Source organism: Synechococcus sp. MVIR-18-1, assembly GCF_014279835.1.
Taxonomy (GTDB): Bacteria; Cyanobacteriota; Cyanobacteriia; order PCC-6307; family Cyanobiaceae; genus Synechococcus_C.
Genome location: NZ_CP047942.1, coordinates 91,865 through 107,495, shown reverse-complemented (window position 1 = coordinate 107,495; position 15,631 = coordinate 91,865). Strand labels below are relative to the sequence as shown.

The window sequence follows — 15,631 nt, the reverse complement described above, 5'->3', positions numbered from 1 at the left end:
GCTTCATTGAGTTGTGTAAAGAGTAACCCTAAGAAACGTAAACGAACTCTCAGAAAGCGAAAGAAGTGGCTAGATGAGTAGAAATACTCGTGGTCTCGAGCAGCTGGGGCGCATGCAGCAGCAACCACTCCGCCGTTTTCAGATAGATGAACACGCCCGCCACGTCTGTAGCGGTGGTGATAAAGGGCGCTGACATCAGGGCTGGATCGAGGCCCATGCGGTTAAACAGCAAGGGCAACGCAGCACCCGCCGTGGCGGCCAGGGTGGTAATCGCAAGCAAACTGATCCCGACCGCCATCCCTACAAGTGGGCCGTCACCACGCCACCAAGCAAATGGCACCACAACAAAAAGCATCAGCACGCCCAATAGAGCGCCGGCGAGCGACTCTCGGACAACAGCACGCCAGGGGCCCAAAGGTTGGATGCGCTGGGTGCTCAATCCACGAATCACCACCGTGGAACTCTGCGCACCCACATTTCCACCAGTGCCAATCAACAAAGGAATGAATGCGGCAAGCATCACAACCTCACGCAGCACGGCATCGTTCATCGCGATCACCTGGGTGGTGAAGCCATTGGCAACCACCAACACCGAAAGCCACACCACGCGGCGGCGCGCAACGGTGAACAGATTGCTCTGGAAGTAGTCATCCTCATCACCAGCCTCCACCGCACCAGCGGCATAAAGGTCACGGGTGGCTTCCTGCTCGATCACGTCGATCACGTCGTCCACCGTAACGATCCCGACAAGACGACGTTCCCGGTCCACAACAGGCACAGCAAGAAAGTCGTAGCGCTGAATCGCACGGGCCACCTCCTCCTGATCGGTATCGGTGCCAACGCTCACAACCTCTCGCGTCATCACATCACCAATGCAATCGCTGGGGTCGGCCGTGACCAAATCACGCAAAGACAAGATGCCGGTGAGATGGCGCTGCCCATCTGTTACATAAAGGCTGTAAATCGTTTCGGTCTCTCTTGCGCGCCGGCGAACGATGGTGAGAGCTTGTGCAGCACTATGAAATTCCTTGAGATCGATGTATTCCGTTGTCATCAAACGGCCAGCCGTTTCGGGGGCATAACCGAGTAATTGTGCGGTCACCCGCCGCTCGGAAGGACTGAGCTCCACCAAAAGACGGCGCACCACTTTGGCCGGGAGTTCATCGAGCAGGCGCACCCGGTCATCGGGCGACATCTCTTCCACAAGCTCCAACACTTCACTGGAGCGCAGCCGTTCCAACAAGCTTTGCTGAATGGCTGGCTCAAGGTATTCGTACACCTCAATCGCTTCGTCCTTGCCGAGCAAGCGAAAGGCAAGGGCCTGAAGAGTTCGCGGAAGGCAACCCACCGCTTCCGCCACATCCACAGGCTGAACCGGCGCCAAGAGCAACTTGACACCGTCGTAATTGCCAACCGACAACATCGATTCCAATTGCTGAGCAACAACCTCAGCGACCAGATCATTCGTGACGCTCACACCGCTGCGGCCGTGGGCTTCTTCCATGCTCTCCGCCCGGCCCCTTCCAGTGTAAGTGGGGCGGTCGCCGGTTATCGTCAGCGCCGATTGCACTTCCAATAGTTATGGCCCCCAACATCAGCAGCGTGTCCGTCAACACCCCCGACGGCGCCAACAAATCACTCGGCTCTTACTCAGGCAAGGTGCTGTTAATCGTGAACGTGGCGAGCCGCTGCGGCTTCACGCGTCAGTACAGCGGCTTGCAAGCGCTACAAGACAGCTACGGCGCTCAAGGTCTTCAGGTTTTGGGCTTCCCCTGCAACGACTTTGGCGGCCAGGAGCCAGGCTCTTTGGAGGAGATCAAAAGCTTCTGTTCCACCACCTACAACGCCAGCTTTGAGCTGTTCGACAAAGTGCATGCCACTGGAAGCACCACGGAGCCTTACACCACCCTCAACACAACAGAGCCTTCCGGCGATGTGGCTTGGAACTTTGAGAAGTTCCTCGTGGGCAAAGACGGCACGGTGATCGCACGCTTCAAAAGCGGCGTTGAGCCCGACTCCGATGAGCTGAAGACTGCGATTGAGTCTGCTCTTAACGCTTAACCAAGCTCCGGCCCACGACAACACCCAGGGCTGCGGCACCCAGCCCCAGCCCCAGGGTGAGGCCGATTAACCCCAAGGCAGCCAGCCAGTCGCCTTGAGCGATGAAGGTCACGCAGTCCACCATCCAGCTGCTGAATGTGGTGAGCGAACCACAGAAACCAATCCCAACCAGCAACTGACGTTTCGGACGGAGGGGAAGACCCACCAACCAGCCCAAAACGAACGCGCCGAGCACGTTCACAATCACGTTGTTGTCATGCAGATGGGACCCTATTTGCCAACGCATCACAGCGCCAGGAACAGCACCAAGCGCCACAAGAGCCAATTCGCTCAGGTCTTGACGAAGGCTGAACTGGTTTGCAGTGGAAGAAGACTGCGGCATCAGGCGATCCCCTCGGCCAAGCCAAGCCCGTAGCCCAAACCAGCCGCAACCAAGCCACCGAGGATCGAGCCCACGCTTAGGAGCAGCGATTCACGCCAATTCCTTTGCTTCAGGGTGTTGAGCAACTCAACGGCAAACGTAGAAAACGTACTGAGGCTGCCAAAAAAGCCCACAGCTATCAACAAGGTCAGCCCCGAAAGAGCTTGAGATGTTGTGCAGGGATCATTGTTTTGGAGGCCAAGCACCAGACCGAGGGCAAAGGCGGCAACGAGATTGACCGCAAAGGTTCCCCAATGCTTGCGGGGAACCATCGGCTCGAAGTGATTCACGATCCGCAGCCGAAGCCAGGCTCCAGGAATGGCACCAATCCCTACCAGCACGACCTGACCAGCCGTGAAGGAATCAGCCATTCACCCAACCACGCACAGACTGAAAGCTCGCTGGCAAGCCCTGGCCTGAAGACACCTGCACTTGAATCCAGTCGCGGCCATCGTCTCCACGCCAATGACGCAACATCTGGAGTGGAGTGCCTAACTCCAAGCGGCGTAGGGCAGGGGCCTCAACCAGCGGGCTGGAGCGCAAGACACAGCACTCACCACTGAGCAATGGGCTTTTGCCCTCCTGCCGGCGCAAGGGGGGAAGCCGTCGCTGAGCACCACCAGCGGGAAGTGCCGCTGGTGCCATCAAGGCCACACCAAGAAGCCAGCCCCAACGCAACACAACCCCAGTTGACATCCGCATCAGATGTCGAGAGACGCCATGTCCAGGTCGGCGCTGTGGGTTTCGATGAATTCCCGCCGTGGCGCCACTTTGTCGCCCATCAGGATCGTGAAGATGCGATCAGCCTCCAGCGCATCCTGCACTTCCACCCGTTTCATCATGCGCGTAGAGGGATCCATGGTGGTTTCCCACAACTGCTTGGGCATCATTTCACCGAGACCCTTAAATCGCTGAATGTTGTAGTTGGCTTTCTCGCCAAATCCAGCCAAGGTTTTTTGCAATTGCTGCTCGTTGTAGCAATAGGTGTGATTTTTTCCGCGCTCAACCTTGTAAAGCGGCGGACAAGCGATGTAGATATATCCACCTTCAACCAATTCTTTCTGATAGCGATAGAAGAAGGTAAGAATCAGCGTCCGAATGTGCGCACCATCCACGTCCGCATCCGTCATGATCACCACACGGTGATAACGGAGATTTTTAACATTGAAATCCTCTCCTTTAATCCCCAAGCCAAGGGCCGTAATCAGCGCTTGGATCTCAGTGTTTTTATAAATCTTGGCGTCGTCGGTTTTCTCGATGTTGAGAATTTTTCCGCGCAAAGGAAGAATCGCTTGAAAACGACGATCGCGTCCTTGCTTGGCGGAGCCTCCAGCGGAGTCTCCCTCCACGATGTAGATCTCAGATTCTGAGGGATCTCTGGTGCTGCAATCAGCCAACTTGCCAGGCAGTGTTGAACTTTCCAGCACGCTTTTGCGGCGCACCAACTCGCGCGCCCGGCGAGCTGCTTCCGCAGCGTTAAAGGCCTGGATCGCCTTCTCCAGGATCATGTCGATCACCCCTGGATTGAACTCCAGGTATTGGCTGAGTGATTCTCCAACCAAGTTGTCAACAATGCCGCGAACCTCGGTATTACCAAGCTTCGTTTTTGTTTGACCTTCAAATTCTGGCTCAGGAACTTTCACCGAAAGCACGGCGGTAAGGCCTTCGCGAATGTTTTCGCCCGCCAAATTTGAATCAGCCTCCTTGCGTTTGCCTCGTTTCTTCGCAAACGTATTAAGGGTACGGGTCAAAACCGTTTTCAAGCCTTCAATATGAGTGCCACCATCCACCGTGCGGATGTTGTTAGCAAAGCCAAGAATGCTGTCGGAATAGGCATCAACGCACCACTGCAATGCCGCTTCCACGGTCACGCCATCTTTTTCAGCATTTACATAGATAATTTCTGGATGCAGAGGATCTTTCTCCGCATTCATATAGGCAACGTATTCCTTGATGCCACCTTCATAGAAATACAGCTCCTCGCGGGGCTGGCCCTCTTTATCCCGGGCAGCCTCTCGCTCATCGCGGAACACGATGCGCACACCACCATTCAGATAAGCCAGCTCTCGCAAACGGGCGGAAAGCGTGGCGTAATCAAACTCAATTCCAACCGTGAAAATCTGATGATCGGGCTTAAAGCAAACGCTGGTGCCAGTAAGCCCATTCTCCTCCGCGGGCTGCGGCTCTGAAGCAAGGCTGCCGATCGCAGCACCGCGTTCAAAGCGCTGGCGATGCACCTGGCCTTGACGGCGAACGGTGACTTCCACCCACTCACTCAAGGCGTTCACGACGGAAACACCAACGCCGTGCAAACCACCCGAAACCTTGTAGCCACCAGCTCCAAACTTGCCGCCAGCGTGCAACACCGTGAGCACCGTTTCCAGGGCGCTTTTGCCCGTACGGGGATGCACATCCGTTGGGATGCCGCGGCCGTTATCACTCACAAACGCGGAGCCGTCTTCTCCGAGAACAACCGTAATCTCGTTGCAATGCCCAGCCAGGGCCTCATCCACGGCATTGTCCACCACCTCGTAAACGAGATGGTGGAGGCCACGAGGCCCGGTTGTACCGATGTACATCCCCGGGCGCTTGCGCACCGGTTCGAGTCCTTCAAGGACTTGAATCTGTTCGGCACCGTAGGCGGCTTGAACTTTTGAGGCTTCGCTCATGCGCTCGTCGTCGGCCCAGCCCTTTTCGTCTACAACTTACCACCGGTATCCCAGAGGCGCCCGTAGAACCCTCTGACGCGTCATTTTTAAAGGGGATGCACCCCATCGTTTCTTCGATGAATCAGATCAGCCCTGAATTCGGGACCACAGCCAAGGCAAAACCCGATGCAGAGGCGCCCCTTGTGGTGGCACTGGTGGGCCCGACGGCGAGTGGCAAAACCGCGCTTGCGCTTGAGCTTGCTGAGCACTTCCAGTTGGAGATCCTCAACATCGATTCTCGCCAGCTCTACCGAGAGATGGATATCGGCACGGCCAAACCCACGCCCGAGCAACAACAGCGCGTCACCCATCACCTCCTCGACCTGCGCTCCCCTGATCAACCGATCACGCTTCAGGAATTTCAGCAAGAAGCCGCTGCAGCCGTGAGCCAGGTGCTCAAGGTCCGAGGTGTGGCTTTTTTGGCCGGAGGCAGCGGCCTCTACCTCAAAGCCCTCACCCAAGGATTGCAGCCTCCGGCGGTACCTCCTCAAGCCGAGCTACGCCGCCAACTGAGCACTCTTGGTCAAGCGAACTGCCATCAACTGCTCCAACAGGCCGATCCCCTAGCGGCCGCCAAGATCGCCCCTGCAGACGCAGTTCGCACCCAACGCGCGCTTGAGGTGCTGTACTCCAGCGGAAAACCGATGAGTGAGCAACAATCGGCCAATCCTCCGCCCTGGCGCGTGCTGGAGCTCGGACTCAATCCCGTGGAGCTGCGCTCACGCATCGCCCAACGCACTCAGCAGATTTACCGGGAAGGGTTGCTTGAAGAAACGCGGCAACTGAGCCAGCGCTATGGATCTGACCTCCCCATGCTGAAAACGATCGGCTACGGCGAAGCGCTCGAGGTACTGCAGGGAGAGCGAAGCGAAGCGCAGGCCATCGCCACCACCACCAGGCGCACCCAGCAGTTCGCCAAGCGACAACGCACCTGGTTCCGCCGTCAACACAGCCCCCACTGGCTCACAGGTCAGGCTGCGCTTAGCGAAGCGATAGGCCTGATCGAAGCGTGTCTAGACTGAAGAGCAATCTCTGCTGAGCACCGCTTTCAATCAGCAGCCCTTCACAACACTGAATGCCCCCACGTCCTCGCTTTGACCGTCGCGCCCCCGTCCGGGAGCTCCCCAACATCAATGACCGCATCAGCTACCCACAGCTCAGGGTTGTTGACGCAGACGGAGAGCAGCTGGGGGTGATCGACCGGGAAAAAGCACTAGAAGTTGCGCGTGAACGCGAGCTCGATCTCGTACTGGTGAGCGAGAAAGCCGATCCGCCGGTTTGCCGGATCATGGACTACGGCAAATTCAAATTCGAGCAAGAAAAGAAAGCCAAGGAAGCCAAGAAGAAGTCGCATCAGACCGAAGTCAAGGAGGTCAAGATGCGTTACAAAATCGATTCTCACGATTACGACGTTCGTATTGGTCAAGCACAGCGCTTCCTTAAAGCCGGCGACAAGGTGAAGTGCACGGTGATTTTCCGAGGCCGGGAAATTCAGCACACCGCCTTGGCCGAGGTGTTGCTGCGCCGGATGGCCAAAGACCTGGAAGAGCCCGCCGAGGTGCAACAGCCTCCGAAGCGCGAAGGCCGCAACATGATCATGTTTCTCACACCCCGCAAAGCTCCTCTGTTGAAGAAAGACAAGGAAGAGGGTGCGGGGAACAACGCGGTGCGCACGATTCCTTCACCGGCGCGTCGGATCATCACTCAGGAGTGAGCTGCTTCTAGAAGCAGCCTCCAGCCCTCCTGCGCTGAGGCCTGGTGATACTGATCACGGGCTTCGCACATAAAGCCGTGATCAGCGCCCTCAAAGGCGCTGTAGCGCAAGCGCAGGCCTGTGGGATCCACCCTTTGCAGTGCAGCCTGAATCGCCTGTTGCTCTGAGCTTGGAATCAGGGGATCGATGCTGCCGCACAAGCAATGCAGCTCTCCTTGCACTCCGGGCAGCAGCTCCAAGCTGGGGGCTCCTCCACCGGGCCTCCCACGGCTCACCCCAGCCCCATAAAAATCCAAGCTCACAACTACGTCAGTGAGGGTGGCGGCCAGAAGAGCGGCATGCCCGCCAAAACAGAACCCCACCACCGTGATGCGCAGGGGCTGATCACGGGTTTCAAGCGCCTCCCGCAACCAATCAATCGAGGCTTGAACGTCCGCCATGATCCCCTCGGTGCTCGTGGCCTCCTTATGGCGCCGACCTTCCTTGGTGGACTCAGGGTCATACCCCAACTCCAGCTCTGGGGCCGTGCGCGCAAACAGCGGCATCGCCAAAGCCGGAACGCCAGCCGCCGAAAGGCGATCGGCCACACCCCGCACCCAAGCATTAAGGCCAAAGATCTCAGGAAGCACGGGCGGAAAAAGGGAGGAATTAGACATCAGCGCGTGAAGATAAGTCCCTAGATCGAGGCAAGGATCAGCTCAGCAATTGTCACCAAGCCGTCCAGTCCTTAAGGTGGCCACATCAATCCGGTCCACCGGCGTGCGATTCCACATCCAACAGGAAAGCGACATACCGGCATCGACCCAGCTCTACAACCAGATCTGTTTCGCTATTGCCGCCAGGCACTACCCGCCTGGTCATCGTCTTCCGAGTACGAGACAGCTGGCGATGCAGACCGGCTTGCATCGCAACACCATCAGCAAGGTGTACCGCCAGCTCGAAACCGATGGGGTGGTGGAAGCGATGGCAGGTTCAGGGATCTATGTCCGCGATCAACAGAAGCCACGGGAAATCCGAACGCCGCCCCATATCCGCAATCGTGGCGTCACCGATCTCGATCGAGAGGTGCGCAAATGCGTGGATGGACTGCTCAACGCGGGTTGCACCCTGCAGCAAACGCGAGAACTACTCACGCGTGAAATCGATTGGCGCCTGCGCTGCGGCGCCCGGGTGCTCGTGAGCACCCCGCGAGAAGACATTGGCGCTTCGATGCTGATCGCAGAAGAACTCGAACCCAACATCAACGTTCCCGTGGAAGTGGTGCCAATGGAAGAGCTCGAGAGCGTGCTTGAGAACGCCAGCAATGGAACGGTGGTCACCAGCAGGTACTTCCTTCAACCCATCGAAGAACTGGCCAAAAAGCACGGTGTGCGCGCTGTGGCGGTGGATCTCAATGACTTCAAGGCGGAATTGGGGATGCTCAAAGAGCTCCGCCAAGGCAGCTGCGTTGGCCTGGTGAGCATCAGCCCTGGCATCCTGCGCGCTGCCGAGGTGATCCTGCACAGCATGCGCGGCAATGACCTGCTGCTGATGACGGCAACTCCAGACATCGGCAGCAGGCTGCTGGCCCTTCTGCGCGCCTCTAGCCACGTGCTGTGTGATCGCCCCAGCATGCCGCTGGTAGAGCAAAGCCTGCGTCAAAACCGCTCCCAACTAATGCGCATGCCCCAAGTGCACTGCGCCGAGAGCTACCTCAGTGGTGACACGATCGAGCTCCTCCGCAAGGAAATTGGCTTGGTTAGCAGCTAGGCCATGCTTGATCAAATTCGGGCCGACTTTGCGATCATCCGCGAACGGGATCCCGCAGCGCGCGGGCCTCTCGAGATCCTGCTCTGCTATCCGGGCTTTCAAGCGATCAGCCTGCACAGGCTGAGCCATCGGCTCTGGCGTTCGCGCCTACCCCTGAAACTGCCGGCACGCCTGCTCAGCCAGCTGGGGCGAGGAATTACCGGGATCGAGATCCACCCCGGCGCCACAATCGGCCGCAGCGTGTTCATCGATCACGGCATGGGGGTGGTGATTGGTGAAACCAGCGAAATTGGTGATCGCTGCCTGCTCTATCAAGGCGTCACCCTGGGCGGTACGGGCAAAGACAGCGGCAAGCGTCACCCAACGCTCGCCAACAACGTGGTGGTGGGAGCCGGCGCCAAGGTGCTGGGGGCCATTGAGGTGGGCGCTAACACCAGAATTGGTGCTGGCTCCGTGGTCGTGCGCAGCGTTGAGCAGAACTGCACGGTTGTGGGGATCCCCGGGCGGGTGATTCACCAGAGCGGCGTGCGCATCAATCCCTTGGCGCACTCGGCCTTACCGGATGCAGAAGCGAATGTGATCCGCAACCTGATGGAGCGGATTGATCAACTGGAAGATCAACTAAGGATTATCCAAAAACTAATGGAATCAACAAGTAATATAAAATTCAATCCCTCAGTAAACTCTGGCGAATCGCAGAGCCTCAAAGATCGCGAAATCATTGAATTTCTCGGTGACTAATCAATGCATCAATATAAAGTCATTACAAAAACAACCTAACAAAAAATTTATTCCAGAGCAATACAAACACTACACTCGCAACAAACAATGCGACAAAAAATGCAGGCAGTTATATTCACATGATAACGTCTAACAATCAATAGGAAAGCTGAAGAATGAGCGCAAAGCTGATACTGGCCATCATCTGCCCATGGTTAATAGGAATGGGGTTTAGCATTCCAGCATGGTCAATGATCATGATTGGGATCCTTCCGTGGGGAATAGCCGATTGGGCAGCAAGAAATAGTGACCTCATAAGTATAAAACAAGCATTCAGCCTCGTTCTATTAGTCGAAAGCATTGTCGCCTTCTGTGCGATATGCTTATTTGTATTCAAAGGTTGCAAATTCTCGAAAAATAAATTAGCCTTAAAGTGGCATTGTGCAGTATTGGCGCCATCGCTTACAGCAGGCTTATTCCTTGCACTGAGAGGAGCAAACATTGAATTCCCCACAGACATGTTCATTTACCATAATAGAAATTTATCCCAGGACCAACTACTATCCCAGGCAGGAAGGGAATTTTTATACAACAGTAGATTCAACTGGCATTACTCAATGCAACACTTTCTATGGAATCTACAAAATACATACTCAATAAACACTTCTGGCAAAATAGCCGCGTTAAATGCATTCACAGCTCTACTAGCAAGCGCGAACCTTACCTGGGCATTAACTAAGCGATGGGAGCTTTCATGGCTGTGCACACTACTCTTCCTTATCGGCTTTGGACACCAAAACTTTAGCTTTGCGCACCAAATTTCATTAAATGGAACCCTTATAGGAATAGCAGCAATCCTTGCTTCAGCAACACCATTACTTCTCTCATTAAACAAATCAGATTCCAAACAAAAAGACATAGTATTAGGATCATTACTACTCATATGTGCGGGCACAATCAGTTACAAAGCACATGCAGTAACCGCGTATTTTACAGCAAATATATTAATCGCATCATGGACAGTAACATGTTTCACCTTTAACAAAAAAAGGATAATGCGAGGGCTTTCACTGATACTCAGCGCTGCCGGGCTAGCAGTTCTTAACAAAATGGAATTACACCCAAATTTCGTGAGTGTTGCCAAATATCCGGAATACATGAAAATTGTTCATAGATTTAAGTTTTTAAAATACGACTTTCAGATTTTTTGGCCTGCCCTCCCTAACTCTACTATTGAAATTACATTTATAGCATGCATAGTCCTTTCGATTGTAGTGATATACTGCAAATACATAAGCGAAGGAGCGGTGAAAAATAGCTCCCTTGCACTAAGCATTCTCCCATTTATTGTTCTGGCTGAATGGGTGGTACCTGGCATTAATGATTTAACATTTAAACTGATAAGCCCCGAAGTTGCGTACCGCATTGCATGGACAACCCTTTTCTGGATATCAATTCCAGTTTTGCTCCAAGCAATTAGCAAATTCCTAGAATCAAGATTTGTCAATATTAATAATTATTTGAAAGCTTCTCTTGCAATTTTTTTGGTTGCATTAGGAATACCAATACACAACGGTCTGGAGTCAAACATTTTGAACTCCAAAGTCCCTCACCTACTAAGCCCATTAGAAACATCATCAATGGCAGATGGCAGTTTGATACAACGTGACTTAAACCTTTTAAATAGATTATGCAAAAAACTGTCTCCGAATAGTTTTACCTTATCGGATCCATTCATAGGAGAGATTCTGACCTATAGATCAGAATGTCCAAGGCCATTGGCCAACAGAAACTATACTTCTCTGAGCCTAGAATCGGCAGAGAGCATGTATTACGCAGGGCTAAAAGAGGCCATGGCTGATGAAAGTAGTTTAAAACAATGGCTGGAAGATAAATCGATTGGGACAATAGTATTGAGGAAATCTCATCAAAACTATACAAGTGAAATCGGATTAAATAGCAGACAGTGGCAAGCAGACCTGGTATCCTCTTACCAAGATCTATCATTGGCAAAGCTAAACGAGCACAACCTCAAAAGAGCAGGATTCACTAATATCATATCAACTCCCAATCTTCTTGTATTCACACAAATTATTCGATGAAAAGCAACTTAATAGCATTGACTAAAAACTTAAATCTAATCCTCCCATTCTGTGAGCGAGATCTTAAACGGCGCTATCGAGGCTCCACATTGGGACTAATTTGGAGTCTTCTTCAGCCATTGTCTATGCTTGCTGTCTATACATTTATTTTTTCAGTGGTATTTAAAGCAAGATGGGGCACAAGTATAAATGCGCAACAAGATAATATATACTTTTTTGCCTTAAATTTATTCGCAGGCCTGCTAGTCGTAAACTTATTCGGCGAATCAATAAGCAGGTCATCTGACCTCATCATTAGCAACACCAACTACGTTAAGAAAGTAATTTTTCCTGTTGAGATACTTCCAATTTCAGTTGTTAGCACTGCTACTATCAATGCATGTGCAGGTATGACAATTCTGATTATTGCCTCATGGCTAACTTTAGGGTTCTCAGCTCAAGTACTCTGGCTCCCGTGGATTTGGCTTCCATTGATTCTTTTAAGTGCAGGCGCCTCCTGGCTTATCTCATCGGTTGGAGTATTCATTCGGGACATAGGGCAAATCATTTCTCTGTTCTTATCAATCCTACTCTTTGTAACGCCAGTGTTTTATCCGATATCGGTATTACCTTCGAAGTTACAGGCAGTATTAGGGCTCAATCCACTTGCCGCAATTGTAGATCAAACAAGACTCGTGATCATTAATCATCAAATGCCAAACTCAATATATATACTTATAGCTCCATTATTATCCCTAGTAGTAGCAGAGCTATCTCTCAGATTCTTCCTTCGATGCAAGCCGAATTTCGCGGACGTATTATGAAGAACAACTCAATTACGATCGTTAATGCGAGCAAGACCTTTAAGATCTACTCAAATCCGTTAGATCGAATTAAAGACATTATTTTCTATAATCAAAGATCATTTCATAAAAAGTTTTTTGCACTGAAAGATATCAATGCTAATATTGAGGTGGGTGAATCATTGGCTTTAATTGGTCGTAATGGCTCAGGAAAAAGTACTCTTCTACAGCTCATAAGCAAAATTCTTCAGCCAACAGAAGGATCAGTAGCGATTAATGGGAAAATTGCAGCTCTTTTGGAACTAGGAAGTGGCTTTAATCCCGAATTCACCGGTAGGGAGAATGTACTCCTGAATGCTGCAATCTATGGGCTAAGTAGAAGGGACGTAATGGAAAGAATGAACAAGATTCTTGCATTTGCCGACATAGGAGACTTTATAGATCAGCCAACAAAAACCTATTCAAGTGGGATGCAGCTCCGCCTGGCTTTTGCAGTCATAGCCCATGTTGATGCTGACATTTTAGTTGTTGATGAAGCACTCGCTGTAGGAGATGCTGTTTTCACGCAAAAATGCATGCGATTCATCAGAGAGTTTAGTAAAAGAGGAACACTGTTGTTCGTAAGTCACGATCCTGCAATGGTACAGAATTTATGCAAACGAGCCATTTGGCTCGAGAATGGCACTATTAAAGAGGATGGAAATTCTCGCGATGTATGCCGGAACTATTTGCAATCCACCCTTCAAAACATCTATGGTGAAAAGATAAAGTTAAGAAAAGTTCAAGGGAATCAATATTCTAGTCTGCAGCAAAGGGAGGATAAAGATCATATTAAGAATAATATATCTAGATCATCTGGATGGACTACAGACCAAGCAACAATTGTCGATGCAGTACTACTTGACCCAGCAGGAGCTCAACTATCAGGCCTCGAAGGAGGAGAAGATGTTAAATTGGAGATCACGGCTGTTGCTAATGCAGAGTTAAGGAATCCAATTCTTGGTTTTATGGTTAGGGATAGACTAGGACAAGATTTGTTTGGGGAGAATACTCTCAACACGATTGAAAAACTCGCAGAGAATACGGCAAAAAAAGGGGAGTTCATTACTGCATCTTTTCAATTTAAGATGCCTATGCTCCCTAATGGAGAGTATGCGGTCACAATTTCAGTAGCAAACGGAAGCTTAAACGACCATATACAACACGAATACCTCCACGAAGCCCTAATTCTCAACTTCCACTCCGACAAGGTACGCTGGGGACTTGTAGGGATTAAATTTCAGTCAGTTAATATACAAATTAGCGACAAGTCCTATCCCTAGGTGGCGATGAAAGTTGGAAGTCATTGGAAAGGCTCAGGTTTGGATTATAAGAGTGGTCATTAAGAAGACGGTTTCTCCAGCGGTGCTTCATCACAGCAACTTCTCTACGAAAACGACGCTTTTTATCAGGGCTTAAATCAGAACCTCGACTGGCAGATTCATGATGAATTAACGAGACATTCGGATTCAAAACGATACGTCCACCAAGTTGACGCAGCTTTATACACAAATCAACATCATTAAAGGCTACTTTCAAGTATTCATCATCAAAACCACCGACTTGACGATAAGAATCGGCATTAACAAGTAGACAAGCAGCGGTTGACGCTTCAACATCATGAGCAACAAGTGAGCGACAAAAGTATCCTCCTGAATTCAGAGATAACCCTGTATGGCAATGCCCTGCCACGCCACCTAAGCCAAGAATAACTCCAACATGCTGAATAGTCTTATTCGGATACAAGAGTCTTGCACCGACAGCTGAAACACCAGGCTGTACCGCAGAAGAGACCATTTTATTGAGCCAGTCTTCATCCAAAACCTCAATATCATTATTCAAAAGGCATAGCCATTCTCCTTTCGCCTTATTAACAGCCTTATTGTTAAGTGCAGAATAATTAAATTCACCAGGCTCATTGATTACACATATACGAGGATCATCCGAAAAAGACCTAAGAATATCGAGAGCATCAGCATTAATCGTCCCATTGTCTACTATCAGCATTTCCCAATTGGGATACTTAGTTTCATTGATAACAGTGGCCAAGCACTTTCTCAGAAGATCTGGAGAGTCCCTGGTTGGTACAACAATAGAAACAAGAGGAGGATGTACGGGTATAGCGTAATTAATAATGTGATATCCATGAGAGCCAGAGTGAACATTTGCGATCACTCCCTTACGTTCAAGATGATCCTCGAGTGCTTTTAAAGCTGCATTAAGGGCATAGGGCTTGGAAGAAGCAGCAGCTGCAGTGCTTTGAGAATGTGCTCGCCAATGATAAAGCACACGTGGAATGTGAGCGATGGCTTTATCCCCTACAACATCCCAACAACGCAAAAGCAAATCATAATCTTGAGAGCCCTCATAACCCTCTCTAAAACCACCAACTTGAGAGACTAATTCACGCCTATAACAACCTAGATGAGAAAAAAAGTTCTGAGATCGTATCAATTCTTGATTCCAAGCAGGCTTAAAGTATGGGTCAAACAGCCTACCTTTGGAATCAATTTTATCTTCATCGCTATAAACAAGCTGAGCATCAGGCCTGTTATTAATCAATTCAACTAAATAATAAAGCGCTAGGGGATGCAAGACATCGTCATGGTCTAAGAGAACAATCCATTCACCTTTAGCAAGCTTAAGTGCACAATTTGATGTTGCACTTATATGCTCGTTTGTCTCCTTAAACACAACATCGATGGCACCCCTGGATTCACTCTGTGTCGAACGAAGAAGTTCAATAACTGCGCTATCGGTAGATGCATCGTCGGCTATACACAGTTGCCAATTTGGGTAGACCTGACTCCTAACAGAATCGATTGCGGCTTGCAGCCATAATGGTTTTGGGTTGTAGCAAGGCACGACAACTGAAATTAGTGGTTGATGTCTGAAAGAATGAAGATTTGCAGAAGCTGCCGAAAGATCTTCAGGCTGGTCGTTGCCATACAACCTCCACCAATCCATATAAGAAGTTTCACGAGACACTCCTGATTGCTTTGATGCAAGCGCAACCCCCTCAAAGCCAGTCTTCAACTCCTGACTAATCAATTGCATCAGATCCTGAAAAGTGCTCCGTATACCTTTTCTACTTAAAATGGAATGAGTACTTTCACTAACACAATAAGAAGCCAGGCTTGAAATAGTTTTAGCCCTTCTTAATGGAGCAGTGGCCTTCCAGCTAAGCGTTTCTCTATACATTTCATTCTCTTCTTCGGCAAGAGCTAACATCTCGCTGGTAATATCATTTTCTTCTTCCGCAAAATCCAGAGCTGCTTGCAGTAGCTCTAATTCATGCTGACTAGAGGAGTCGTTGATGCTAGGCATATTTGATC

Annotated in this window: 15 protein-coding genes; 8 read left to right on the top strand and 7 right to left on the bottom strand. The window is 50.8% G+C overall.

What is annotated here, in order from left to right; all coding sequences use genetic code 11:
- Positions 1-49: 49 nt before the first annotated feature.
- Positions 50-1,504 (bottom strand): magnesium transporter, encoded by a 1,455-nt coding sequence (gene mgtE, locus SynMVIR181_RS00530; RefSeq protein ID WP_186589605.1) that lies wholly within the window; start codon positions 1,502-1,504, stop codon positions 50-52.
- Positions 1,505-1,581: 77 nt separating this feature from the next.
- On the opposite strand from mgtE, the gene SynMVIR181_RS00525 reads away from it, so the two are divergent.
- Positions 1,582-2,061: a glutathione peroxidase gene (locus SynMVIR181_RS00525; protein ID WP_186517446.1), complete on the top strand. Its 480-nt coding sequence runs from the start codon at positions 1,582-1,584 to the stop codon at positions 2,059-2,061.
- On the opposite strand, the gene SynMVIR181_RS00520 is transcribed toward SynMVIR181_RS00525, so the two are convergent.
- Genes SynMVIR181_RS00520 through gyrB form a run of 4 tightly spaced genes read right to left on the bottom strand, consistent with a single transcriptional unit; the run spans position 2,051 to position 5,151 of the window.
- On the bottom strand, positions 2,051-2,443 hold the full coding sequence (locus SynMVIR181_RS00520; protein WP_186589604.1) for a CrcB family protein: 393 nt from the start codon (positions 2,441-2,443) through the stop codon (positions 2,051-2,053). The genes SynMVIR181_RS00525 and SynMVIR181_RS00520 overlap by 11 nt on opposite strands.
- Positions 2,443-2,853, bottom strand: coding sequence for a CrcB family protein (locus tag SynMVIR181_RS00515; protein WP_186589603.1), 411 nt, complete (start codon positions 2,851-2,853; stop codon positions 2,443-2,445). The genes SynMVIR181_RS00520 and SynMVIR181_RS00515 overlap by 1 nt, the downstream gene beginning before the upstream one ends.
- On the bottom strand, positions 2,846-3,184 hold the full coding sequence (locus SynMVIR181_RS00510) for an SH3 domain-containing protein (protein WP_186524296.1): 339 nt from the start codon (positions 3,182-3,184) through the stop codon (positions 2,846-2,848). Before SynMVIR181_RS00510 ends, SynMVIR181_RS00515 begins: the two co-directional genes overlap by 8 nt.
- Positions 3,184-5,151, bottom strand: a complete 1,968-nt coding sequence (gene gyrB / locus SynMVIR181_RS00505) for a DNA topoisomerase (ATP-hydrolyzing) subunit B (protein WP_186589602.1) — start codon at positions 5,149-5,151, stop codon at positions 3,184-3,186. The genes SynMVIR181_RS00510 and gyrB overlap by 1 nt, the downstream gene beginning before the upstream one ends.
- Positions 5,152-5,267: 116 nt before the next feature.
- Between gyrB and miaA the strand changes: the two genes are divergently transcribed.
- Positions 5,268-6,212, top strand: a complete 945-nt coding sequence (gene miaA / locus SynMVIR181_RS00500; protein WP_186590415.1) for a tRNA (adenosine(37)-N6)-dimethylallyltransferase MiaA — start codon at positions 5,268-5,270, stop codon at positions 6,210-6,212.
- A 53-nt stretch (positions 6,213-6,265) separates the two neighbouring features.
- Complete coding sequence (gene infC, locus SynMVIR181_RS00495) at positions 6,266-6,904, top strand: translation initiation factor IF-3 (protein ID WP_186589601.1); 639 nt, start codon at positions 6,266-6,268, stop codon at positions 6,902-6,904.
- On the opposite strand, the gene SynMVIR181_RS00490 is transcribed toward infC, so the two are convergent.
- Positions 6,895-7,560 carry a dienelactone hydrolase family protein gene (locus SynMVIR181_RS00490; protein WP_186589600.1) on the bottom strand — a complete coding sequence of 222 codons (666 nt, stop codon included), beginning with the start codon at positions 7,558-7,560 and terminating at the stop codon, positions 6,895-6,897. The two genes, infC and SynMVIR181_RS00490, sit on opposite strands and share 10 nt — an antisense overlap.
- 103 nt (positions 7,561-7,663) lie before the next feature.
- On the opposite strand from SynMVIR181_RS00490, the gene SynMVIR181_RS00485 reads away from it, so the two are divergent.
- The 5 genes from SynMVIR181_RS00485 to SynMVIR181_RS00465 all read left to right on the top strand — a co-directional run bounded on the left by SynMVIR181_RS00485 (position 7,664) and on the right by SynMVIR181_RS00465 (position 13,579).
- Positions 7,664-8,653 carry a GntR family transcriptional regulator gene (locus tag SynMVIR181_RS00485; RefSeq protein WP_186590414.1) on the top strand — a complete coding sequence of 330 codons (990 nt, stop codon included), beginning with the start codon at positions 7,664-7,666 and terminating at the stop codon, positions 8,651-8,653.
- A 3-nt stretch (positions 8,654-8,656) separates the two neighbouring features.
- On the top strand, positions 8,657-9,394 hold the full coding sequence (gene epsC, locus SynMVIR181_RS00480; RefSeq protein WP_186589599.1) for a serine O-acetyltransferase EpsC: 738 nt from the start codon (positions 8,657-8,659) through the stop codon (positions 9,392-9,394).
- A gap of 155 nt (positions 9,395-9,549) precedes the next feature.
- Positions 9,550-11,475 (top strand): hypothetical protein, encoded by a 1,926-nt coding sequence (locus SynMVIR181_RS00475; protein ID WP_186589598.1) that lies wholly within the window; start codon positions 9,550-9,552, stop codon positions 11,473-11,475.
- A complete protein-coding gene (locus SynMVIR181_RS00470; protein ID WP_186589597.1) occupies positions 11,472-12,278 on the top strand; it encodes an ABC transporter permease in 807 nt (268 codons plus the stop codon). Before SynMVIR181_RS00475 ends, SynMVIR181_RS00470 begins: the two co-directional genes overlap by 4 nt.
- Positions 12,248-13,579 (top strand): ABC transporter ATP-binding protein, encoded by a 1,332-nt coding sequence (locus SynMVIR181_RS00465; RefSeq protein ID WP_222929416.1) that lies wholly within the window; start codon positions 12,248-12,250, stop codon positions 13,577-13,579. Before SynMVIR181_RS00470 ends, SynMVIR181_RS00465 begins: the two co-directional genes overlap by 31 nt.
- On the opposite strand, the gene SynMVIR181_RS00460 is transcribed toward SynMVIR181_RS00465, so the two are convergent.
- Positions 13,557-15,623, bottom strand: coding sequence for a glycosyltransferase (locus SynMVIR181_RS00460; protein WP_186589596.1), 2,067 nt, complete (start codon positions 15,621-15,623; stop codon positions 13,557-13,559). The genes SynMVIR181_RS00465 and SynMVIR181_RS00460 overlap by 23 nt on opposite strands.
- Between the last annotated feature and the right edge of the window lie 8 nt (positions 15,624-15,631).